The organism is Arthrobacter globiformis, from assembly GCF_030815865.1.
Taxonomy (GTDB): domain Bacteria; phylum Actinomycetota; class Actinomycetes; order Actinomycetales; family Micrococcaceae; genus Arthrobacter; species Arthrobacter globiformis_B.
Window position 1 is genome coordinate 1,014,031 of record NZ_JAUSXI010000001.1, and the last position, 22,118, is coordinate 1,036,148.

A 22,118-nucleotide genomic window follows, 5' to 3' on the forward strand; every position below is an offset into this window, starting at 1 on the left:
GCGTGTCCTAATTGGCTCCCTTGGTGGCCGCCGTTGCTGAAGCCGCCGCCACTGACACCGCCGCCTCCAGTGCCATCCAGGCCTGAAGCTGGGTGGAAAGTTCGACGGCGGCATCCAGTGAGTATGTGTCGCTCGCCGGCCGCCGGGGTTCGAAGGAGAACACCGGTTCGCCGGCCCGTCCGTGGCGGGCCAGCGGTTCGCCAGCCGCGATCAGCCGGCGGCCAGCCCAGAGGGCCCCGGCTGTGCCGGTGACCAGCCCGGCGGCCGTGGTCCGGACGTCCTCCGGCAGCCGTTGGTCGTTGGCGGCGAGTGCCAGGTAGCGGGCGAGGATGCCGGTGAACAGCCCGCCGTCGCCGGTCCCGTCGCAGCGGAGAATCATGCTGGGCGCGGGGCTGCCGGTGGCATTGCCGCCGCCCTCCGGCACGGTGAGGTGCGCTGCCACTGCGCGCACCACGGTCGATGCGCGTTCCAGATTGGCGGTGCCGCCGAGCTCCAGCAGGGCGCCCAGGACGGGCCCCTGGTTGTAGGTGTAGATTGCCTCCTCCAGCACCGTCTCCCCGGTGCTGCGGACCCGGACGCCGTCCAGGTAGAGCCCCCGGGCGGGGTCAAACAGCCGCGCATCCAGCCAGTCGAGCAGGGCCTGCGCCTTGGCGAGGTTGCCCGTGCGTGCATAATAGAGCGCCACCGGTGCCGTGGCCGGGGTGTTCTTGAAGTCCCGCTGGGTGCTCCAGAACGTCCCGCCGCCCAGGTCGTCGGTGGAGGCCGAGTCGAACTGCAGCGTCAGGCTCTTGCGGATCCTCTCCTGCCGCCGGGGGCTGGGACGGCGGCTATCCTCGGCCAGCCGCTCCAGCCGGAGTGTGGACAGGGCCAGCCAGGCCATGTCGTCGTAGTAATGGTTGACGAACGTCAGGAAATTTCGCAGCCGGATGCCGGTGACCAGCCGCGAAGCGAGCTGGCCCGCACTGGGGCGGGTGCCGCCGTCGAACTTTTCCGGCGGTCGCCCCGCCCTCCCGAGTTCGCGAAAGCCTGCGTCCACGAGGCAGTCCAGGTAATGCGCCTGCCACCAGTAGTGCCACGGGCGGCGGAGGTTTTCGATGCGGCCGGAGGGGCGGGCGGTGGCTGCGAGGTGCGTCCCGGGCAGGAAGAACAGCCGCTGGCCGAACAGGTGCGTTACCGACCGTGCGGCCTCGTCGGCCCGCTCTGCCCAGGCCGTTGCGGAGGCGGGGATGGCATCTGGCGTGCCGTCAGCATCTGGCTGGATCATTCGGCCAGCCTAGCGACCCGCCAGATGCCATCCCCGCCAGTGTGGCGAGCGGGGTGGCGCGGGATGCATCCGCCGCCCATTTCAGTTAACATTCACTAACTAACGTTCGCGGCCGGGATCCGGATCCGCATCGACCGGTTCCGCATCAAGGAGGATGTATGGAAATCGAGGGTTCCGTCGCGCTCATCACGGGCGGTGCATCCGGCCTGGGCGCCGCCACGGCCCGACGACTGTTCGATGCCGGCGCCTCTGTGGTTCTCGCCGACCTCGGCACCTCGGCCGGTGCCGCGTACGCCGACGAGCTGAATGCGGCCGGCCCGCAGAACCTTGGGGGCATCGCTTCAGGCCGCGAGGTGGCAGCCCCCAAAGTGGTCTTCGTTCCCGCGGACGTGACCAGCGAGCATCAGGTGCAGGCCGCTGTGGACGCCGCCGTCGCGATGGGCCCCCTGCGGATCGTGGTGAACTGCGCCGGCATCGCCACGCCGGGCAAGGTCCTGGGGCGCGACGGCGTGCTGCCGCTGGAGACCTTCCATCGCGTCATCCAGATCAACCTGGTGGGGACCTTCAACGTGGTCCGGCTGGCCGCCGCCGCGATGGCCGCCACTGAGCCTGCTGTCACCGAGCTCGGCGGCGAGGAACGCGGCGTTATCATCAACACCGCCTCAGTAGCCGCGTTCGACGGGCAGATCGGCCAGCCCGCATACGCTGCATCCAAGGGCGGCGTGGCCGCCATGACCCTGCCTCTGGCCCGCGAACTGGCCCGGTCCCTCATCCGGGTGGTGACCATCGCACCCGGGATTTTCGAGACCCCGATGATGGCCGGGCTGCCGCAGGAGGCACAGGAGTCACTGGGCCGGCAGGTGCCGCACCCGTCCCGCCTGGGCCGGCCCGCCGAGTATGCCAACCTAGCCGCGCACATCGTGGAGAATGCCATGCTCAACGGCGAAACCATCCGCCTCGACGGCGCCATCCGGATGGGCCCGAAGTGACCGGCGCCGCGCAGGCTACATCCGCCGTCGACACCCTGCCCGGCGCTGACTTTTTCGGCTACGAGTCGTTGCTCAGCGCCTCCGAGCAGCGCAAGCTGGGCGAACTGCGGGACTTCCTGGCCGCGGAGATAGCGCCGTTCGCGGGGGACTGGTGGAACAAGGCCGAATTTCCTGCGCACATCCTCCCCAAGCTGGCCGCCCTGGAACTGAGCACGCCCGCCCAGCGCGGCTACAGCCACCTGTTCGCTGGACTGGTGATCGCGGAGATGACGCGCGTGGACACGTCGATCGCCACGTTTTTCCTGGTCCACCACGACCTCTTCGTCGAGTCGCTCTACCGCTTCGGCTCCGGTGACCAGCGGAACCGGTATCTCGACGACGCCTCGAAGCTCAGGACCACGGGTGCGTTTGCCCTGACCGAACCAGGCCACGGCTCCGACGTCGCCGGCGGCATGGAGACGCGGGCGCGCCGGATATCGAGCCGCACGGGAGAGGCAGACGACGCCGGGGACGGCTGGGTGCTGAACGGCGCCAAGCGGTGGATCGGCAACGGGACGTTTTGCGATTACATGCTTGTGTGGGCCCGGGACGAAGCCGACGGCGCGGTCCGCGGCTTCATCGTGGACGCCAGCCTGCCCGGAGTGAGCCGCAGCCGGATCGAGAATAAGATCGCGCTGCGCACCGTGCAGAACGCCGACATCGTTTTCGACAACGTGCGGGTTGCCGAGGCCGACCGCTTCGCCGGCATCAGCAGCTTCGAGGACACCAACGAACTGCTCCGCGGCTCGCGCATCATGGTCGCGTGGCAAGCCGTGGGGCAGCAGCTGGCGGCGTTCGACGTCGCCCGGCAGTACGCCGTCGAACGCCACCAGTTTGGCCGTCCGCTGGCGAGGTTCCAGCTCATCCAGCAGCAGCTGGTGTCCATGCTGGGCAACGCCGTCGCTAGCATGGGCATGATGGCCCGGATCGCGCAGCTGCAGCTGCAGGAGCAGGGTGCCGGGATGGCGCAGGTGGCGCTGGCCAAGTCGTACACGTCGGCGAGGATGCGCGAAACCGTGGCGATGGGCCGGTCCATTCTGGGCGGCAACGGCATTGTCACGGACTACCGGATGGCCAAGATCTTCGCTGACGCGGAGGCCATTTACACCTATGAGGGCTCGTACGAGATCAACACGCTGATCGTGGGCCGCGCAGTCACGGGCGTCTCCGCCATCACCTGACGGTTCTCAGCGCGAACGGACACTTATGGCCCTGCGGTCCGGGGGCTTAAGTGTCTGTTCGCGCTTGATCCGGGGCTTAGGGGCGCCGGCTTAGGAGGCGGGCTGCTTCTCCCCGGCTTCGATCCGCGCGTCAAGGCTGTTGTTCCGCACCGGCATCGGGCACGTGCCGTAGGGCGTGAAGGCACTGGGGTAGTTGATGGCGCGGTTGAAGTCCAGGACCACGGAGCCGTCCGGCCGCGGGCGCGCGGTGGACACCTTGCGCCATTCGTCAGTCGTGTCGCCGTTCGTCTCGTCATGGAACGTGACTGTCAGGGCGCCGAGCTTCTCCTCCTCGGCATGGAGCCGGTACTCGTGGTCCTTGCCGGGCAGCCGGAACACCAGTTCGCCGACGCTGCGGTGCACCCCGTCCACCAGCGGATTGGCCGTGGAAATGGGCACGTCCACAGGTTCCGGGTAGGCCTCGAACCTGGCCTCCAAGGCAAGGTCGGGCCGGTAATCGAAGGTGGGCACGCCGTCGAACTCGGTGAACACCGGCGACGCGGAATCCCGGGTGCGGACCGCATACCTGTCTGCGCGCATCGCCAGTTCCACCACAACCTGCCGGCCGTCCGCGCCGCCGAACTGCACCCACATGAGTGACTCCTCATTGGCGAGCCGCGCAGTGATCGTCCCCGCCACCGGCTTCCCGGTCTCCACGAGCGTCAGCCCGTCGGACGCCGCGGCGGTCAGCGCCGCCGTCGTGCCGTCCGCTGACCACAGTCCGGGGACTAGGTCGACGGCGGCCGGCTGGCTTTCCAGCCACTGGAACGACGTGAGTGTGAGCCAGCCGTGCTCGGCCGCGAGTGCGGTGTTCCGGCCTTTGCGGAAGCGGAGCCAGCGCTCCAGCTGGGCGTCTGCTGCAGTGCTCATGTGTCCTCCAACGGGTGTATGCCAACCTGGCCAGCTTAGGGGCAACCCCGGGCGGCGGGGCTTCGCTCCGGCGGCGTGCCCGGCGGTGCGACGGGGCCTGGGACGCGGGGCTCTCCGCCTGGGCTCCCCGCCCACGGGCGGCAGGCGTAGCCTTAGCGTATGGCTCTGGACGCTGTTCTGACGGTGCTGGTTTGTGTTGCCATCGTGTGGGCGCTGACCCTCGCGGGGATGGCTGTGCAGAAGCGGGGCGTCGATCCGAAAGGTGCCGCCGGAACGCTGGGCAGCGCCTTGGCGGGGTTCGATCCGGCCACCGGCACCCCGACGCATTCGGAGGCGCTGGCGGCGCGGGAGGAACAGAAACGAAAGCGGCATGAAGCGCCCAGCGCGGGTCCCGGACCGGAGGCCAACGGTCCGTATTCGGGCCGGGTCCAGTTGCCCGCGGCCCCTCTACAGCCACCGGCCGCTCCGGTTCAAGGGCCCGACAACATCTGAGACATATTCCCGGGCTCCGGCCAGCTGCGGGTAACATCCCATAGGAACAGTAACCGGGCTCACAGTATCCAGCGCAGTGTACGAGCCGAAGTCGAACACTCGAAAGATAGTTTCCATGGCTGACACTGCAATGAATTCAGAAACAGATCTCGCCGCCGAACTGCGTGCGGACGTACGCCGCGTCTCCACCCTGCTGGGCGAATCCCTGGTCCGCCAGCACGGCCCCGAACTCCTCGACCTGGTGGAGCAGGTGCGCCTGCTCACCAAGGAATCCAAGGAGGCCGCCAGGGGTGGCGCGGAGGCCACCGGCCCGTGGAGCGCGCACGACGTCGTTGCCCAGGTCCGCGAGCTGCTCGCCTCCCTGCCGCTCGAGCAGGCGACCGACCTGGTCCGCGCCTTCGCCTTCTACTTCCACCTCGCCAACGCTGCCGAACAGGTCCACCGGGTCCGCGGGCTGCGCACCCGGCAGGAGAAGGACGGCTGGCTGGCCAAGGCCGTGGAGGACATCGCGGGGCAGGCCGGCCCGGCGGTGCTGCAGGAAGTCGTCAACGAGCTCGATGTGCGCCCGATCTTCACCGCGCACCCCACCGAGGCCTCCCGCCGCTCCGTGCTGGACAAAATCCGCAAGCTCTCGGACGTGCTGGCCCAGCCCACCGAAGAGGGCACCAGCGCCCGGCGCCGGCAGGACCGCCAGCTGTCCGAAATGATCGATCAGATGTGGCAGACGGACGAACTGCGTCAGGTCCGGCCCACTCCCGTGGACGAGGCCCGCAACGCCATTTACTACCTCGACAGCATCCTTACGGACGCGCTGCCGGAGATGCTGACGGATTTCTCGGAACTCCTCGGCGAACACGGCGTCACGCTGCCGGCCCAGAACGCCCCGATCCGGTTCGGCTCCTGGATCGGCGGTGACCGCGACGGCAACCCCAACGTCACCGCCGCCGTCACGCACGAGATTTTGCAGCTGCAGAACCAGCATGCGGTCCGGATCAGCATTGCCATGATCGACGAACTCATCTCCGTCCTGTCCAACTCCACTGCCCTCGCCGGCGCAGACCAGGCGCTCCTCGATTCGATCGACGCTGACCTCGCGAAGCTGCCCGGCCTGGACCGCCGCATCCTGGAGCTCAACGCCCAGGAGCCCTACCGGCTGAAGCTGACCTGCATCAAGGCCAAGCTCATCAACACGGGCAAGCGGGTGGTCGCGGGGTCCAGGCACCAGCCGGGGCGCGACTACACCTCCACCGAGGAGCTCATCGGCGAACTCGAGCTGCTGGAACTGTCCCTGCGCAACCATTCGGCGTCCCTCGCCGCGGACGGGGCGCTGGCACGTGTCCGCCGGGCCATCGCCTCCTTCGGCCTCCACTTGGCCACGCTCGACATCCGTGAGCACGCCGACCACCACCATGACGCCGTCGGGCAGCTCATGGACCGCCTCGGCGGGCCCGGCATCCGGTACGCCGAACTGACCCGGGGCGAGCGCCTCGAGGTCCTGAGCGCCGAGCTCGCGTCCCGCCGTCCGCTGTCCGGCCACCCGATCAAGCTCGACGGCGCCGCTGACGGCACGTACGACGTCTTCCGTGAGATCCGCCGCGCCCTGCGCACGTACGGCCCGGACGTCATCGAAACCTACATCATCTCCATGACCCGAGGCGCTGACGACGTCCTGGCCGCTGCCGTCCTGGCGCGCGAGGCCGGCCTGGTCAGCATCTTCGGTGACGCCCCGTACGCCAAGATCGGCTTCGCGCCGCTGCTGGAAACCGTCGAGGAGCTGCGTGCCTCTGCAGAGATCGTGGACCAGCTGCTGTCCGACCCGTCCTATCGCGAGCTGGTCCGGCTGCGCGGGGATGTCCAGGAAGTCATGCTCGGCTACTCGGACTCCAACAAGGAATCCGGCGTGATGACCAGCCAGTGGGAAATCCACAAGACCCAGAGGAAGCTACGCGACATCGCCTCCAAGCACGGCGTCCGCGTGCGCCTGTTCCATGGCCGCGGTGGTTCCGTGGGCCGCGGCGGCGGACCTACTTACGACGCCATCATGGCGCAGCCGAACGGTGTCCTCGAGGGCGAAATCAAGTTCACCGAACAGGGCGAGGTCATCTCGGACAAGTACTCCCTGCCGGAACTTGCGCGGGAAAACCTGGAGCTGTCCCTCGCTGCCGTGCTGCAGGGGTCTGCGCTGCACCGCACGCCGCGCACCTCGGACGACCAGCGCGAGCGGTTCGGGCATGTCATGGAGACCATCTCCGACGCCGCGTTCGCCCGCTACCGCAGCCTCATCGACCACCCGGACCTGCCGGCGTACTTCCTGGCCTCGACGCCGGTTGAGCAGCTCGGTTCGCTGAACATCGGTTCCCGCCCGTCCAAGCGCCCGGATTCCGGTGCCGGGCTGGGCGGGCTGCGTGCCATCCCGTGGGTGTTCGGCTGGACCCAGTCCCGGCAGATCGTGCCGGGCTGGTTCGGCGTCGGCTCCGGGCTGAAGGCCGCGCGGGAAGCCGGGAACTCCGCCCAGCTCGTGGAGATGATGCACGGCTGGCACTTCTTCCGCTCGGTGCTGTCCAACGTGGAGATGACCCTCGCCAAGACGGACATGGAGATCGCCGGATACTACGTGGACACCTTGGTCCCGGCGGAACTGCACCACCTCTTCCGCGCCATCCGTGACGAATACGAGCTCACCGTCTCCGAGATCCAGAACCTCACCGGCGAGAACCTGCTCCTGGATGCCCAGCCCACGCTCAAGCGGTCCCTGGAAATCCGTGACCAGTACCTCGACCCGATCAGCTACCTCCAGGTGGAACTGCTCCGCCGCGTGCGGGCAGAAGGTGCCAGCATTACCGCGGGCGAGATCGACGAGCGCCTGCAGAGGGCCATGCTCATCACCGTCAACGGCGTGGCAGCAGGCCTCCGCAACACCGGGTAACCCGCACCGCCCCGGACGCTTCCTCACTTTTCGTCGGTTCTTTCCGGACGCTTCCTCACTTTTCGTCGATTCTTTCCGGACGCTTCCTCACTTTTCGTCGGTTCTTTCCAGACGCTTCCTCACTTTTCGTCGGTTCTTTCCAGACGCTTCCTCACCCGCTGCGGGAGGGTTGGCTTGAAGCGACGGGATCTGAGGGAGCGTCGGTGGAATTGTTGCGAAAAGTGAGGAAGCGTCAGTTGCCGTAGTGCACCACGATGGTCCGGCGGAGCGTGCCGCCGGGGGAACCGGGGGAGCCGGCGGTATCAGCGTCGGGGGAGCTGTCGGAGTACGGGACCGTGCTCACGCGCACGCCGTAGAGGGCAGAGAGTTCGGCGTCGGTCAGGAGTCCCGCAGCGTGGCCGGTCCGCACACCCGAGTGGCCTAGCAGGACCACCCGGTCGGCCAGGTGCAGGGCATGATCGGGATGGTGGGTGCTCAGGAGCAGGGCCATGCCGTCGGCCATCAGTTCGCGCAGCAGCGTCAGGACGCGCGCCTGGTTCTTGAGGTCCAGGCCGGTGGCGGGCTCATCCAGCACCAGGATGGGTGAGCCGGCGGCGATGGCCCGGGCGATCAGTATCAGCTGCTGCTCGCCGCCGCTGAGGGTGGGGAAACGCCGGTTCCGCAGCCCGGCCGCGCCCACCCGCTCCATCGCCTCCAGCGCTGCGGCGTGGTCGGATGGCCCGGGTGTCCGGAACACGCCAACGTGCCGTGCCCGCCCCATGAGGACCATGTCCAGCGCCCGGTAGGCAAAGGCGCTGCCGTGGGCCTGCGGGACGTAGCCGGCGCTCTCACTCCGCCGGACCGTTCCCTCCTGCGGGTCCAGCAACCCGGCGGCACAGCGCACCAGCGTGGTCTTGCCGCTGCCGTTGGGACCCAACACGGCGGTTGCGGTCCCCGGCGGCACGCTGAAGGTGACGCCGCGGAACACCCAGTCCCGGGGCGAGTAGCCGAAGCCCACGCCGTCGAGTTCAAGCACTGTCCCAGACTTTCTCCCGGTTCCGGCGCAGGAGCAGGAAGAACACGGGCGCGCCGATCAGGGCGGTGAGGACGCCGAGTGGGATCTCCCCGCCGGTGGCGGTGCGGGCGATAGTGTCCACCAGGACGATGTAGGCGCCGCCGAGCAGGAAGGAGACGGGCAGGAGGACACGGTGGTCCGGTCCCACCCACATCCGGGCAAGGTGCGGGATCACCAGGCCCACCCAGCTGACGGCGCCGCTGACCGCCACCGCGCCGGCGACCATTAGCGCCACCGCCACGAGCACCACCCAGCGGAGCGGGCGCGGGCGCACACCCAGGGCGGCCGCGTCCTCGTCGCCGAGCGACAGTACGTTGATCCGCCAGCGCAGGGCCACGAGGACGGCGGCCCCGCCAAGGACAGGGATCAGGGCCACCGCTACCTTGGCGAAGGTTGCTGTGGATACGCTGCCCAGCAGCCAGAAGACGATGGCGGGCAGCGTGGTGTTCGGGTCCGCAATGTAGGTCACCAGGGCGACCAGGGCGGAGAAAAACGATCCCGTGACCACGCCGCCGAGCACGATCATGAGCATCGGCGTCCCGGCGCGGCCCGAGGTGATCAGGAACAGGGCCCCGAGTGCCAGCAGCCCGCACACGAAGGAACCGCCCACCAGGAGGAGCGGACCCAGTCCGAGCAGCAGCGCCAGGGCTCCGCCGAAGGATGCGCCGGCAGACACACCGATGATCTCGGGGCTGACCAGGGGATTGCGGAAAATGGCCTGCAGCGCTGCGCCGCCAATCGCCAGGCCGCCACCCACCAGCAAAGCGAGCAGGACCCGGGGCAGCCGGACCAGCAGGACCACGTTCTGTTCGGTGCCGCTGGCTTCAACCGGGACCGGCACGAGCTGTGCGGCCAGGATCTGCACCACGTGGTCCAGCGGCACGCTGTACCGCCCCACTGCCAGCGCCAGAACCGCCACCGCGGCAAGGAAGGAGGCAGTGAGGGCGATGGGAACGACGACGGCGAGTTCCCGCCGTCGTTCCACGGCACCGCGTTCCGTTGCGCCACCCGCGGTGGAAGCCGGGCCCACCCGCGGCAATGCCGGCTGTGCCGGCTGCGCCGGCCGCAGCCGGGGCCTGACCGCACCCAGCTTTTCCGGACCTAAGTTGCCGGGCCCGCCGCTTTCGCAAGCGCGAGGAACCTGCCTCATCAAGCATTGAACTGCCGGTAGTTGGCGGACTGCCCGTTCTCCGCGGTCCAGAGAATCTTGTCCAGTTCACCGTCGGTGAGTTCGTGGTTGTACAGGGACCTGAAGTATTCGGAAGCCTTGCTCCGTACCGCCGACTTCTCCTGCGGGAAGGCGATGTCGCCCAGCCAGTGCCACATCAGCGGCGACTCCTGCCCGGGCGGATCCCAGCGGTAGCCGCCCAACGGGACTTTGTACACGCGCTTCGCCCGGACCGCAGCCACGTTTTGCCACACCGGTTCCGAGTAGATGTCCTGCGGCATGGCGGCGTCGAAGTTGCCCAGCAGGATGACCTCGGGGTCCCAGCGCAGGACCTGCTCGATGTCCACGCCCACCATGCCGGAACCGGACAGCGGGTCCTTGCCTGTTGGCGGGTTGGAGCCGCCCACGAGCTTGATATAGAAGTCGTTGTAGCTGTTGGCGCCGGCGACCTTGAGCCCGCCCGTGAAGCGGTTGAAGTACAGGATGCTCGGGCCCTTGGACGCGCGGCCGGCCGCCAGTGACTTGACCTCGGCAAGTTCCCGGTCGCTGCGGGTTTTGAGCTCGGTGGCACGTTCGGGCTTGCCGAGCATGGCGGCAAACATGGCGGCCCAGGCGTCCACATCCTCCTGCGTGCCGGAGTTTTTCAGCCCCAGAACTTGAAGTCCCGCCTTCTCCAGGGGCTCGATGAGCTGCGCGTCCGACCATTGGACCACCACGTCCGGGTTGAGGGCCCGGATGCTTTCGACGTTGGCGGTGAAGTCCTGGGCGGCGATGTCGTGCGGGAGGTCCAGGGCGGCGGGAAACATGGAGCCCATGATTCCGTCGCGCATGGCCACCCAGGAGGCGTTGTGCACGGCCGCGAGATGGTCGGCACTCCGGTCGACGGCCACCAGCAGGGACGCCGACGGCATCGGGATGGTCACCACCCGGGCCACCGGCCGGTCAAAGGACAGGGTCCGGCCGCGCTGGTCCGTGAAGCTGGTGCTTTTGCTGCTGCCCGCGGGGGACGACGGCGGGGCGGTGCCGGATGTGCCGCATCCGGCCAGCAGGGCGGCGGAGCCGCCCGCAATAAACACCTGTAGGGCGGCGCGGCGGGTTAGGTCTGCAGCTGTCATCGTTGACTCCCTGCGCGTGGGTCTTCACAGCATCCGCTTCAAGGGCAGGGCTGTCACCGCTTTCTCCTGCGTTGGGCGAAGGGCCGGTCGCGCTGCCCGGACCTGCCGGCCGGCGGCCGGTCCCTTGTCGGCGCCATGGCCCGGTGCTACTTTCAGAAGACTCTCGCAGAAGGTGGCCACAGGATGGTTATCGATGGTGCCCAGTTGTTCGTTCGCTATGCCTATCCGCCCAATTCACGGGGCAGCTGCGGCCCGCCGGACAGCGACGCCCTGCTGCACTACGGGCAGTCCGGCGTCACGGACAAGGGTCTCCGCGAACTGGCCAAGGGCTTTGCCGGAGCATGGCCCTACCTCGAACTGATCGCCGGATCTCACGGCATCGCGGACCCGCTGGACGCCCGCGTTGTGGAGGCCTATTGGGTGGGCAACAGCCTCCTGGATACCGTCGGCATCACCAACCTCGGCAATTCCATGGAGGACAGGTTCCGGGCCCGCACCGGACGGCAGTTCCCGCATCTGGTGGAAGGCGTCCTGGCGGGTGGGGTCCCGCACCACAGTTTCCACGTGTTCGAAATCTACCCGTGGCTGGGCCTGCTCCGCGACGAACGCCGGCACGCCACCGCGCTGAACGTGCTGGACAGGTGCCGGATCCGCTGGGGGCAGGTGCTCGCGATTTCCGGGGACGACGCCGTCGTGCGGTCGCGGCCGCTGGTATGGGACGGCACAGCCCTGGACGTCGGCGAGCCCGTGGTGGAATCGGCCAAGTTTGCCGTGAACGGAACCGGTTTCGTGGCCGGGCTGGCCGTAGGCGACGTCGTCTCACTGCACTGGGACTGGGTGTGTGACCGCCTCTCCACCCACCAGCTGCAGCAGCTCAAGCACTTTACGGCGCGGCACCTCCGGATTGCCAACAGCGGCGTCGAACACCGCGGCGCAGCCATAGCGCTCGAACACTAGCGCCGAGCAGTGGCGCCCGGCCACCAACCCTGCGGTCAGCTTCGGCGGCCGGTTACGGTGACTGCGGCGCGGCGCCGTCGGGATGCTCGGGGGTCTTGACGGCCGTCGCATCGCGGGCGGACGACTCGCCGGTTGGCCGGCCGGCAGGCGAATCATCGGTTCCCGTGTGCTCGCGTCCCGGTTCGGTGCCCTCCTCCTTGATGACGTCCTCGCCCCTGCGGGTGGTGCTGACGCCGACGCCGGCCGGAGCGGGTGCCGCGTCTTCAGGGGTTTCGTCCGCTCCGGGCTGGGCGGGTTCCTTCAGCGGCGGTTCGCTGCCGAAAGCCCGCGCTGTCCCTGGTGCGGTGCCCGATGCCGTGCCCTGCGCGGCGCCCTTTTCGGTTTCCTGGGCGGCGCCCGTTTCCTCGCCGGCGGGATCAGGCTGGTTCGTGGGTGACATGCTGCTCTCCTTGTGGTGGTTGTGCCGGCTGGGATCCGGGTCCGGTGTCCGCCGGGCGGCCCATCAGCTCCAGTCCTTCCATGGCCTGTTCCGCGCCCGCGGCGTCCACGCGTTCCAGCGCGAAGCCCATGTGGATCAGGACCCAGGTGCCGGGTTCCAGGGGCCCCTCATCCAGCAGCCCAATGTTGATCTTCCGCTGCACTCCTGCCACATCGACGAGTGCGAGCTGGCCGCCGTACCCCTCGAGGAGTTCAACGACCCTGCCGGGTATTCCGAGGCACATGTACGGACACCGCCTTAGCTTGCAGTAGAAGAGTGCTGGCCGAGCAGGGACCCGACGGCGGCGGCCGCCTTGGGCACCGCCGCGGCCACCGCTGCCGAGAGGCCGATGCCTTCGGACAGGTCTGCGGGGACACAGCCCACCACATATGTGGCAGGCAGGCTACCGCCCATGGAACGAAGCCGGCCCAGCACGGCCGCCGGGTCCATGCCGTGGGGATCGAGCATGGCACTGCCGTTCAGGTCCGCAGCGCTGACCCGCAGCACACGGATGCTTCCGGGGGCCGAGTTCCCGCCCGCAGGCACCGTGTCCACGAGCACCAGGGTGTCGACGCCGGCCAAGAGATCGTAGGCCAGATGCATGCCGCGGATGCCGTAGTCCACCACGCGGACGCCGGGGGCCAGCGGCTGCGGATGGTCGGCGAGGTGCCGTGCCACTTCAGGGCCGAAGCCGTCGTCGTGCAGGAACAGGTTACCCACGCCAGCCACGAGGACGCCGCCGGTGCGCTCGCCGTCTCCTGGCGGGGCGGTCCCCTGCGCGGCGGTCCTGGCCCTGCTGTCGGCGGTCACATCCGCCGCACTTTCATGTACCGCCGGATATCCGGAACTGCGCGGATCCCGACGTAGATGCCCCAGAGGGCCATCGCTGCCAGCACGGAAACAGTGGCCATTCCTATTGCCTTCATAACGGGTTTTCCTTTCCCTCCAGCGGCTCCAGTTCGTCGGGCGCGTAGTAGAAGGACCGGCCGTAGCCCTCATAGAGATCGGCCGCCGGATCCTGTTCAAGGACGAGCCCGACGTGGGTGCTGCCATCGACGTCGAAGTGCACGCTGGTGACCCGCCCGGTCTGTCCGCCGAAGAACAGGTCCTGGGCGTCGGCGCGCCGCTTCGGGTGCACGCGCACGCGGCTGCCGCGCGCCACCGCGACGCCGTTGATCACAACGGCATCCTGGTCTGGCCGGACACTGGCCTCCGCCTCCGGATTCCACCATGGAACGTCCTGGCTGGCCGCGCTCCACGATTCGGCAGGGGCGTAGCCATCGGGATCCGCGGCGAACGCGTGCGGGTTCCGCAGGGCGCCGTGCAGCTGCTGGAGGTCCTCCGGTGACATCGCCTCGCAGCGGTCGATGACGGCGGCGGCCCGCGGGTCCGTCGCCCGCGCCTCGGCCTTTTCCGCGTCGGTCAGCGTCAGCACCCGCAGCGTGAGGATCTCGTCGATCTCGGTGGAGTCGTACAGCGCCACCGAACTTTCCGGGGCCACCGCGGGATGGTCGTAGAGAATAATGGGCGAGATCAGCAGCACGTCAGTCTGGCCTTCGGGGCCGGCAAGCACAGGCCAGCCACGGTGCTGGGAACACCGCCCGGCTGCCTGCTGCGCCCACAGCGGCGGGTCCAGCAGTGAGACGAAATCCCCGTCCCGCACGCCGAGCAACACGTGCGCCCCGATGAAGGAGACCGCGGTGGCGTCCTGCCGGTTCCCGGCCGGCAGGGGGTGGGCCGACAGTGGATGGGCCGTGTTGGCCGCGGTGACGCTGAGCCGCAGCAGCCCGCCGGACTCTTCGGCCGCGGTTAGCCGCAGTTCGCCGCGGAGAGCACGACGGCGGCGCACCAGCCGGCCGCCCGGCCCCCCGGCGTCGTCCTTGAGTTCCTCGACGTCGAGTCCCTCCGGGACCTCCACGGGCAGGACCTGTCCGGCCCGGAGCTGGGCCACGGAGAACGGCCCGAACGCCACTTCCTGTTCAACGGCCTCGTCCCAGCTCAGCCAGTTCGCAGCGCCCACGGCCAGGCTGTCCACGGGAGTGAACCCGCCGCCGTCGTCCGCTTTTTCTGCGGTGCGCGTCTGCAGGTGCAGGAAGCGGAAATGGATTTCAAGTCCGGCCTGCACTCCCGGGGCAAGCAGGCAGTCGGCGGACATGGACGGTTCCTCCCCGCTGCCGGCCTCTGCGGCGCCCGGCGGACCCAGGATCCCGAACTGCCAGCGGGCCTGGTTCTTCTGGGCGGAGGCGCGGTAGGGGTAGAGCAGGTAGCCCTCGTAGAGGACGGCATCGGCGACCGCCCGGGCAAGGGCCAGGCCGGTGTTCATGGCCGCTCTCCGGTCACATCGGCGGTGGCCTGGGCGAGCAGCTTCTCCACTGCGGCTTCCCAGGACGTGAGGCCCGCGGCGGACTTGTACCGGGCGAGTGCTGCCAGGACGTCGCGGTCCAGGCGGATCCATCCCGCGTTGGGGAAATACTGGTCCATCAGGCTCCGCCAGGCGGCGACCGGCAGCTTGTAGGACGCTTCAAGGTCCCACGGCACCTGTTCCACGGTGAACCCCGTCTGCCCCTTGGTGAACACGGTGCCGGAGAACAGCAGCTCCAGCGGTATCTCGCCGTCGTGCAGGGCATGCAGGTATTTGGCGGCGGCCACGTCGAAATCAAACGTGCAGGGCAGCGGGAGGTCCGCCTCGGTGCTGCCCGTGAAACCCTGCACCATGGTGCTGCACTGCATCCACAGGAATGACTTCAGCGTGGTGGGCCAGCGTCCGCGGCCGCCGAAGAGGTCCAGCAGGCCCGTCTCCTCCTCCGGCGCGTAGCCGCGGCGCTGCGGCAGGATCCGGACTTGGCAGCGCAGTGCCACTGCGTGCACCACGGCCCCCGTGCCTTCCGCCAGCCGCAGCCTGGCCGTCAGCTGCGGAGCGGCGGCGTAGGGTTCGGGCCGGATCTCCAGCACGGCGAAGGTAAGCTCGGTCACCGGAGGCCTCCCGTCCCGGCGGAATCTGCCGGCGCCGGAACGCTGCGGCGGGCGATCCGATCGAAGAATGCCGCGAGCTCATCGCGCGCCTCCTGGCCGCCGTCGAACCCGCGCCAGAGGCGGCGCAGCCGGCCCACCAGCTCGTAGCAGGCGTCCACCGGAACCAGGTGGCAGTCCGCGGCTGCCCTGCCCGGACCCGGGCCGCGGATCAGCAGCGCCTCGGTGTCCGGCGCCGCGAGGCCGAGGGCCGGGTTGCGGGCCAGCACGCCGTCCCAGGCGGCGAGGGGCAGTTCCGATTCCGTGGCCCCGGCCGGGCCAGGGTAGAACGCCACCGTGCGGCCGAGTTTGGAACTGCGGAAGAAGAACGCCAGGCCCACCGGAATTTCCAGTTCGTCCCACTGCCCAAGGCCGAGATCGAAGTCGGGGAAGGAGAGGTACCTGTCCGGCACCGAGCGGTAGCGCATGTGGGCGGTCGCATCCGTGAAGAGGAGGTAGCAGGGCCGGCAGGTGCACATCATCGCGTGGCTCTCCAGGTCCACCACGTGCTGGTGTGCGTTGGAAATCGGTTCGCCGCACATTTCGCAGCATTCCCCGGCGGCGGGAGCGGGCCGGTTCGCGGAAATCCGCCGCAGTAAGGCCACCGGCAAGGCGCCGTCGGCCTGGCCGGTTCCCGGGCCGCGCCCTGTACCTCCTCCATTCTCCATGTTCATTTCAGCGGTCCTGTCCGCCGGCTGCCTGCAGTTCCGGGGCCATGCCGGGCGCCGGCGCCGGGGTGGGCACGGACACTCCAGCCGCAGGCACGGACACCGCTGCTGGCACGGACACTGCCGCAGGCACCGGGGCCGGCTCCGCCGGTTCCGGTACAGGCGCCGCCGGGACGGGTTCCAGCCCGGCCGGTGTCACCAGCGGGATTGCCTGCACCGGCGTCACGGCTGCCGGGGCTGCCGGTGCCGGCGGAACCGGCAACGGCGCGGACTGCACGGACACCATCGGAACCGCCACGGACATCACTCCGTTCCGGACCAGCAGCGGAAGCGGCTCCAGGTGCAGCTCCTTGTCCTCGAGGCAGACGCCCGCCCGCCGCACGTCAAAGTGGCCGCGGCAGGTGGGGCAGGTGAGCAGGCCACCGCCAGCCGGTGCCGCGAGGGCGCGCTGCAGCACGGCGCCGGCCATGGAACCGGTGCATCGCGGGCAGTAGTCCCGGTAGGCGTAGATGTCCTGCCCGGTGCGGCAGGCCAGCACCGGGTAGCCGCCGACGAGGAAGCCTGCCACCTCGCCGGCCTCGAGCCCGGCGACCTCGGGAAGAGGTTCCCACGTGCCGCCGGACATGTCGTGCCAGGAGTCTGCGGGTGTTCCGCCCGCCGGATTGTTGACCCGGACAAGCAGCGAGTCCACCGGAATCAGGGCCGGCGAGCCCGGCTGCTTTTCCGCTTCGACGACGTCGATGGCCGTCACCTCCGGTGCGGCGTTCTGGATGGCCTCCTCGACGGCGTACTTGAGGGTGACGGACGACGACGGGCAGCCCTGGCAGGTGCCGAGCAGTTTGAGCCGCACCACGCCGTCGGGGCTGATGCCTTCCAGTTCCACGTCGCCGCCGTGGGAGCCCAGGTAGGGCCGGACGCTGTCCAGCGCCGCGGCCACGCGTGCCTCCAGCGTATGGGGGTGCAGCCCGTGGATCACCAGGAGGCCGGCCACGAGGCTGTCCGCGGTCAGCGCCGCCAGCGTGGAGTCGTCGAGTTTCCCCTGGGCCTGCAGGATCTCCATAATGCGCTGCAGCCCGGCGCCGTAGAGGTCTGTCACCTGCCGGACCAGGTCCTCGGCCCGGCCGCGGGCGACTGCCCCGCCGGTGCCGAGGGCGTCAAGGAGTGTGCCAATCTGGTCCCCGCTCTGCAGCGGCGGCCGGTCCCCGCCGGGCATGGCCTACTCGCCGGTCAGGGTCTGGGTGGGGGAGTGCAGCATGTCCAGCGTCTGCCCGTTGCCCAGGTACATGTGGACGCCGCACGGCAGGCAGGGGTCGAAGCTGCGGACGGTGCGCATGATGTCGATGCCCTTGAAGTGCTCGCGGTCGTTCTCCTCGAAGATCGGCTGCCCCTGGACCGCGTCCTCATAGGGGCCGGTCACGCCGTTGGAGTCGGTGGGGCTGGCATTCCAGGGGGTGGGCGGGTAGGGGTGGTAGTTGGCGATCTTGCCGTCGCGGATCACCATGTGGTGGGACAGGACACCGCGGACCGCCTCGGTGAAGCCGCAGCCGATGCCTTCGTCGGGGACCTCGAAGGTTTCCCACGTCTTGGTGCGGCCGGCCCGGATTTCCTCCAGGGCCTTTTCCGCGAAATGCAGCGCGGCGGCTGCAGCGTAGGCCTGGAAGTAGGTGCGGGCGCGGTTGCGTTCGAGCGTGTTGCTCCACTGCGGAATGTTCCACTCGAAGGACACAGGCCCCTTCAGCGCGGTCTTGGGCAGGTTGATTTGGACGCTCCGGCCGGTGGCCTTGATGTAACCGATGTCCACGAGTCCGGCGAGCGCCGTGGACCAGAGCCGTGCCAACGGGCCGCCACCGGTGTCCAGTGCCAGGTTGTCCTGGCCGTCAAACCAGCGCGGCGACATGACCCAGCTGTACTTTTCCGCGAGGTCGCGCTTCTGCGGCCTGGGATTCGTGTGCTGGTTCCAGGGGTGGCGCCGGTCCACCGGATTGCCCAGCGGATCATGGGTCACGAACATTTCCTGGTCTTCCCAGTCCTCGTAGTAGGAGGAGCCGAGCATGATCCGGATGCCCAGGTTGATCCGCACCAGGTCCGTGGTGACCAGCTTGCCGTCCACCACAACGCCGGGCGTGACGAACATCTTCCGGCCCCACTCGGTCATGTCCTTGTACTCGAAGTTGCAGTAGTCCGGGTCCTGCAGCGATCCCCAGCAGCCCAGCAGCGTGCGCCGCAGCCCCACCTGCTCGTAGCCCGGCAGCGCCTCGTAGAAGAAATCGAACAGGTCGTCGTGCATGGGGACGACCTTCTTCATGAATTCGACGTAGCGCATGAGCCGGGTGAGGTAGTCAGTCATCAGCTGGATGGTGGCCACTGTTCCCACGCCGCCCGGATAGAGGGTGGAGGGGTGCACGTGGCGGCCCTCCATAAGGCAGAACATCTCACGGGTGAGCCGGCTGACCTGCAGCGCTTCACGGTAGAACTCGCCGGTGAAGGGATTCAGCGAGCGCATGATGTCGGCGATGGTCCGGTAGCCGTGGTCGGCCTCGTGCGGCGCCCTGGTGTTCTCCGCCTTGGCCAGGACGCCGGGGTTGGTCTCGGAGACCATCTTTTCGCAGTAGTCCACGCCCACCAGGTTTTCCTGGAAGATGTTGTGGTCGAACATGTACTCGGCGGCTTCGCCCATGTTGACGATCCATTCGCCCAGGTTCGGGGGCTTGACGCCGTAGGCCATGTTTTGCGTATAGCAGGAGCACGTGGCGTGGTTGTCGCCGCAGATCCCGCAGATACGGCTGGTGATGAAGTGGGCGTCCCTCGGGTCCTTGCCTTTCATGAAGATGGAGTAGCCGCGGAAGATCGAGGACGTGCTCTTGCATTCCACGACCTGGTTATTCTCGAAGTCGATCTTGGTGTAGATGCCGAGGCTGCCGACGATCCTGGTGATGGGGTCCCAGTTCATCTCCACCAGGTTCGTGTTACCCGTTCCGCTTCCGGAGCCCATGGGAATTGTGGACGTCATTGTCTTCGCCTGTCTGGAATTGGATGGGTTACCAGGTGCGCCGGGCCCCGGTGAGGAGCTCGGGTCCGGGCCGGCGCCACTTGGGCTCCTGGTCCAGGGTGTGCGTGGTGATGCCCCGCAGGGTCCGGATGGCGGAGCCGTAGGGACGGATTGTGCTGGTGGAGAACTTGCCGCCGGGAGGTTCATCCATGAAGGGCATGAACTTGTCCGGGAAGCCCGGCATGGTGCAGCCGATGCAGATGCCGCCGACGTTGGGGCAGCCGCCGATGCCGTTCATCCAGCCGCGCTTAGGCACGTTGCACTTCACCACGGGACCCCAGCAGCCGAGCTTGACGATGCACTTGGGGGAGCCGTACTCGGTGGCGAAGTCGCCCTGCTCGTAGTAGCCGGCCCGGTCGCAGCCCTCGTGGACCGTCTTGCCGAACAGCCACGTGGGTCGCAGTGCCTCATCCAGCGGAATCATCGGTGCCTGGCCGGTGGCCTGGTAGAGCAGGTACGTCATGGTTTCAGAGAGGTTGTCAGGCTGGATCGGGCATCCGGGCACGCACACTATGGGAATGCCGGCCTTGGACTTCCAGTCATAGCCAAGGTAATCCGGCACGCCCATGGCGCCGGTCGGGTTGCCGGCCATGGCGTGGATGCCGCCGTAGGTTGCGCAGGTTCCGGCGGCGATGATCGCGGTGGCCTTTGGTGCCAGCCGGTCCAGCCACTCGCTGGTGGTGATGGGCTGGCCGGTCTCGAGGTCGTTGCCGAACCCGCACCAGTAGCCGCCGGGGTCATGGAGTTTCTCGTTGGGAATGGATCCCTCGACCACCAGCACGAACGGTTCAAGTTCGCCCCGGTCCGCCTTGCGGAACCATTCCAGGAAATCGTCGGCCCCTTCCTGCGGGCCGCATTCAAAGTCGATCAGTGGCCAGTGCATGGCGATCTTCGGCAGGCCGGGCAGCGCCCCGAGGGCGATTTCCTCGACGCTCGGCTGGGTGGCCGCGGTCAGGGCGACCGAGTCGCCGTCACAACTGAGCCCTGCGTTGATCCACAGCACGTGGATGAGGGCTTCTTCGGCCTTGAGGGAAGTTTCCGTAGGCATCGTTGCCTCTTTCAGTGCCCCTGCTGGGGCTCAGTGTGCTTTTGTCAGGGCGCCGGTCAAAGGAACTGACCGGGCAGTCCCGGAGGTTGGCGCCGCCGCTTGGGAGGTGGCGCCGTCGAGCCAGCCGTACCAGGCGGCGAGGCCTTCGCCGGTGGCGGCGGACAGCGTGAGGAATTCGGCCCGCGGATTGATCTGCCGGATGCGGCGCAGGCACTCGTCGACGTCGAAGTCGACGTAGGGGAGCAGGTCCGACTTGTTGACGATCACGAGGTCGGCTGCCATGAACATGTGCGGGTATTTCTGGGGTTTGTCATCACCTTCCGTTACCGAGACGATCACTACCTTGGCCGTTTCGCCGAGGTCAAAAAGCGCGGGGCAGACGAGGTTACCCACATTTTCAATGAAGACCGTGGAGCCCGACTCCGGGGACAGCGCATCAAGGCCGTGCCGCAGCATGTCGGCGTCGAGATGGCAGCCGGCTCCGGTGTTGATCTGGATGACGGGGCGCCCCGTGGCGCGGATCCGGTCCGCGTCGAGGGAGGTCTCCTGGTCCCCTTCGATAACACCTGCGTCCAGGCGCCCGCCGAGTTCCGTCAGCGTGCGGACCAGGAGAGTGGTCTTGCCGGCACCCGGTGAACTCATGATGTTGAAGGCGCGCACCCCCCGGCCGGCAAGCCAGCCGCGGTTCGTGGCGGCCAGCAGGTCGTTCTTGGCCAGCAGGTTCTGCTCGAGCACGATGGTTTCTGTGCCCTGTGCCGCATGGTGGTGCCCGTCGGCGTGCCCGTTGACGTCGGTGTCCTCGTGGGACTTGGCGTGCCCGTGGGAGTGCTCATGCGTGTACGTGCGTCCGTGCTCATCAGTGTGGCTGTGCAGGTGCCCCTGCCTGGATGTTTGCAGTTCCCCTGCGAGGTTTGAAATGCGGGTGCCGGCCTCGTCGCCGCAACCGCACGTTGTACACATTTCCTATGCCACCTCCACGGACATCAGCATGAGTTCGCGGCCGCTGAGGACTTCGACGTCCGCGCTTCCGCAAGGGCACAGCAGGATGAGATCGCTCAGGGTGAATTCGTCCTGGCAGCTGCGGCACCGTCCCCGGCCCTGCGGCTCATCAATCTGCAGCCGCGCGCCGGCCAACGGAGTGCCGGCCGTTGCCACGTCAAAACAAAAGCGCACGGCATCAGCCAGTACGCCCGAAAGGGGACCGATCCTCAGGTTGACCGCAGTAACCGGCCGTTCGCCTGTGCGGTCCAGAACGGCATAAACAAGGCCCTGCGTGATAGAGAGTTCGTGCATGGCGGCACTCCTTCCTGCCAAGATAGGCTCGCCCCCGTCAAAACGCAACCATCCAATCTAGGGCCCGCAGTTCCGGGGCGCGAACGGGCAGTTAATGCCCTGCGGAGCAGGATTTTGGGCGTTGCGTGTCCGTTCGCGCTGGGTCTTTTGCGCCCGGCGCTAGGGTGGGAGGATGCCGTCCTTCCAGACCAGACTTAAGATAACCGGGCTGAAGCCGGGCAACCCTCCCGAAGCCGTGATGGACACCGCTGTTGAGTCGCTGGGGTCGCGGCACCATGTGGAGTCGAATCAGCTGGAACTGGCCGGCGGCGTGCCGCAGCTAAACCTGCGGTTCCTCGTGGAGGCCACCGAATACAACAGAGAGAACAGCGCGGCGCGGGAGTCGGCAGCCGTGATGCGCGACGCCGTCGAACGCGTTGCGCTGACAGGCTCGCTTTCCGTGCTCCGCCGCAACCGCGGCCGCTGGGCGCCCGTTTAGG

Annotated in this window: 23 protein-coding genes; 6 read left to right on the forward strand and 17 right to left on the reverse strand. The window is 68.2% G+C overall.

Annotated elements, in window-relative coordinates:
- Positions 1-7: 7 nt before the first annotated feature.
- The gene (locus tag QFZ33_RS04740) at positions 8-1,264 is read right to left on the reverse strand and encodes a glycoside hydrolase family 76 protein (RefSeq protein ID WP_307025323.1); all 1,257 of its coding nucleotides are present in this window, start codon (positions 1,262-1,264) and stop codon (positions 8-10) included.
- Positions 1,265-1,422: 158 nt separating this feature from the next.
- On the opposite strand from QFZ33_RS04740, the gene QFZ33_RS04745 reads away from it, so the two are divergent.
- Both QFZ33_RS04745 and QFZ33_RS04750 read left to right on the forward strand, forming a co-directional pair.
- Positions 1,423-2,253, forward strand: a complete 831-nt coding sequence (locus QFZ33_RS04745) for an SDR family NAD(P)-dependent oxidoreductase (protein ID WP_307025325.1) — start codon at positions 1,423-1,425, stop codon at positions 2,251-2,253.
- On the forward strand, positions 2,250-3,473 hold the full coding sequence (locus QFZ33_RS04750) for an acyl-CoA dehydrogenase family protein (RefSeq protein WP_307025326.1): 1,224 nt from the start codon (positions 2,250-2,252) through the stop codon (positions 3,471-3,473). The genes QFZ33_RS04745 and QFZ33_RS04750 overlap by 4 nt, the downstream gene beginning before the upstream one ends.
- Positions 3,474-3,563: 90 nt before the next feature.
- On the opposite strand, the gene QFZ33_RS04755 is transcribed toward QFZ33_RS04750, so the two are convergent.
- A complete protein-coding gene (locus tag QFZ33_RS04755) occupies positions 3,564-4,382 on the reverse strand; it encodes a DUF1684 domain-containing protein (RefSeq protein WP_307025328.1) in 819 nt (272 codons plus the stop codon).
- Positions 4,383-4,541: 159 nt separating this feature from the next.
- Between QFZ33_RS04755 and QFZ33_RS04760 the strand changes: the two genes are divergently transcribed.
- Together QFZ33_RS04760 and ppc are read left to right on the forward strand one after the other, a co-directional pair.
- The gene (locus QFZ33_RS04760; protein ID WP_307025329.1) at positions 4,542-4,874 is read left to right on the forward strand and encodes a hypothetical protein; all 333 of its coding nucleotides are present in this window, start codon (positions 4,542-4,544) and stop codon (positions 4,872-4,874) included.
- A 115-nt stretch (positions 4,875-4,989) separates the two neighbouring features.
- Positions 4,990-7,800, forward strand: a complete 2,811-nt coding sequence (gene ppc / locus QFZ33_RS04765) for a phosphoenolpyruvate carboxylase (protein ID WP_307025331.1) — start codon at positions 4,990-4,992, stop codon at positions 7,798-7,800.
- 232 nt (positions 7,801-8,032) lie between these two features.
- On the opposite strand, the gene QFZ33_RS04770 is transcribed toward ppc, so the two are convergent.
- The 3 genes from QFZ33_RS04770 to QFZ33_RS04780 form a co-directional block, all read right to left on the reverse strand.
- Positions 8,033-8,815 (reverse strand): ABC transporter ATP-binding protein, encoded by a 783-nt coding sequence (locus QFZ33_RS04770; protein ID WP_307025333.1) that lies wholly within the window; start codon positions 8,813-8,815, stop codon positions 8,033-8,035.
- On the reverse strand, positions 8,808-9,839 hold the full coding sequence (locus QFZ33_RS04775) for a FecCD family ABC transporter permease (protein ID WP_307025335.1): 1,032 nt from the start codon (positions 9,837-9,839) through the stop codon (positions 8,808-8,810). The genes QFZ33_RS04770 and QFZ33_RS04775 overlap by 8 nt, the downstream gene beginning before the upstream one ends.
- A 164-nt stretch (positions 9,840-10,003) precedes the next feature.
- Positions 10,004-11,137, reverse strand: a complete 1,134-nt coding sequence (locus tag QFZ33_RS04780; protein WP_307025337.1) for an ABC transporter substrate-binding protein — start codon at positions 11,135-11,137, stop codon at positions 10,004-10,006.
- Positions 11,138-11,320: 183 nt separating this feature from the next.
- Between QFZ33_RS04780 and QFZ33_RS04785 the strand changes: the two genes are divergently transcribed.
- A complete protein-coding gene (locus QFZ33_RS04785) occupies positions 11,321-12,094 on the forward strand; it encodes a DUF6390 family protein (RefSeq protein ID WP_307025338.1) in 774 nt (257 codons plus the stop codon).
- A gap of 52 nt (positions 12,095-12,146) precedes the next feature.
- Here QFZ33_RS04785 and QFZ33_RS04790 read toward each other — a convergent pair whose 3' ends face one another.
- Genes QFZ33_RS04790 through QFZ33_RS04840 form a run of 12 tightly spaced genes read right to left on the reverse strand, consistent with a single transcriptional unit; the run spans position 12,147 to position 21,639 of the window.
- Positions 12,147-12,533, reverse strand: coding sequence for a hypothetical protein (locus tag QFZ33_RS04790; protein ID WP_307025339.1), 387 nt, complete (start codon positions 12,531-12,533; stop codon positions 12,147-12,149).
- The gene (locus tag QFZ33_RS04795; protein ID WP_214854903.1) at positions 12,511-12,816 is read right to left on the reverse strand and encodes a HypC/HybG/HupF family hydrogenase formation chaperone; all 306 of its coding nucleotides are present in this window, start codon (positions 12,814-12,816) and stop codon (positions 12,511-12,513) included. Before QFZ33_RS04795 ends, QFZ33_RS04790 begins: the two co-directional genes overlap by 23 nt.
- A gap of 14 nt (positions 12,817-12,830) precedes the next feature.
- Positions 12,831-13,382, reverse strand: a complete 552-nt coding sequence (locus QFZ33_RS04800) for a hydrogenase maturation protease (protein ID WP_307025341.1) — start codon at positions 13,380-13,382, stop codon at positions 12,831-12,833.
- Positions 13,379-13,498, reverse strand: a complete 120-nt coding sequence (locus QFZ33_RS23845; protein ID WP_373427236.1) for a DUF6893 family small protein — start codon at positions 13,496-13,498, stop codon at positions 13,379-13,381. The genes QFZ33_RS04800 and QFZ33_RS23845 overlap by 4 nt, the downstream gene beginning before the upstream one ends.
- Positions 13,495-14,895 (reverse strand): hypothetical protein, encoded by a 1,401-nt coding sequence (locus QFZ33_RS04805; RefSeq protein WP_307025343.1) that lies wholly within the window; start codon positions 14,893-14,895, stop codon positions 13,495-13,497. The genes QFZ33_RS23845 and QFZ33_RS04805 overlap by 4 nt, the downstream gene beginning before the upstream one ends.
- Positions 14,892-15,545 (reverse strand): DUF6084 family protein, encoded by a 654-nt coding sequence (locus QFZ33_RS04810; protein ID WP_307025345.1) that lies wholly within the window; start codon positions 15,543-15,545, stop codon positions 14,892-14,894. The genes QFZ33_RS04805 and QFZ33_RS04810 overlap by 4 nt, the downstream gene beginning before the upstream one ends.
- Positions 15,542-16,255 (reverse strand): DUF5947 family protein, encoded by a 714-nt coding sequence (locus tag QFZ33_RS04815; protein WP_307025348.1) that lies wholly within the window; start codon positions 16,253-16,255, stop codon positions 15,542-15,544. The genes QFZ33_RS04810 and QFZ33_RS04815 overlap by 4 nt, the downstream gene beginning before the upstream one ends.
- Position 16,256: 1 nt before the next feature.
- Positions 16,257-17,462, reverse strand: a complete 1,206-nt coding sequence (locus QFZ33_RS04820) for a NifU family protein (protein ID WP_307025349.1) — start codon at positions 17,460-17,462, stop codon at positions 16,257-16,259.
- A gap of 3 nt (positions 17,463-17,465) precedes the next feature.
- Positions 17,466-19,259, reverse strand: coding sequence for a nickel-dependent hydrogenase large subunit (locus QFZ33_RS04825; protein ID WP_307025350.1), 1,794 nt, complete (start codon positions 19,257-19,259; stop codon positions 17,466-17,468).
- Positions 19,260-19,287: 28 nt separating this feature from the next.
- Entirely contained in the window at positions 19,288-20,346 is a 1,059-nt protein-coding gene (locus QFZ33_RS04830) for a hydrogenase expression protein HypE (protein WP_307025352.1), read from the reverse strand.
- 30 nt (positions 20,347-20,376) lie between these two features.
- Positions 20,377-21,306 carry a hydrogenase nickel incorporation protein HypB gene (hypB, locus tag QFZ33_RS04835; RefSeq protein WP_307025354.1) on the reverse strand — a complete coding sequence of 310 codons (930 nt, stop codon included), beginning with the start codon at positions 21,304-21,306 and terminating at the stop codon, positions 20,377-20,379.
- Between the two features lie 3 nt (positions 21,307-21,309).
- Positions 21,310-21,639 carry a hydrogenase maturation nickel metallochaperone HypA/HybF gene (locus QFZ33_RS04840; RefSeq protein WP_307025356.1) on the reverse strand — a complete coding sequence of 110 codons (330 nt, stop codon included), beginning with the start codon at positions 21,637-21,639 and terminating at the stop codon, positions 21,310-21,312.
- Positions 21,640-21,811: 172 nt separating this feature from the next.
- Here QFZ33_RS04840 and QFZ33_RS04845 point away from each other — a divergent pair, with 172 nt between their 5' ends.
- Positions 21,812-22,117 carry a hypothetical protein gene (locus QFZ33_RS04845; RefSeq protein ID WP_307025358.1) on the forward strand — a complete coding sequence of 102 codons (306 nt, stop codon included), beginning with the start codon at positions 21,812-21,814 and terminating at the stop codon, positions 22,115-22,117.
- The last annotated feature ends 1 nt before the right edge of the window (position 22,118 follow it).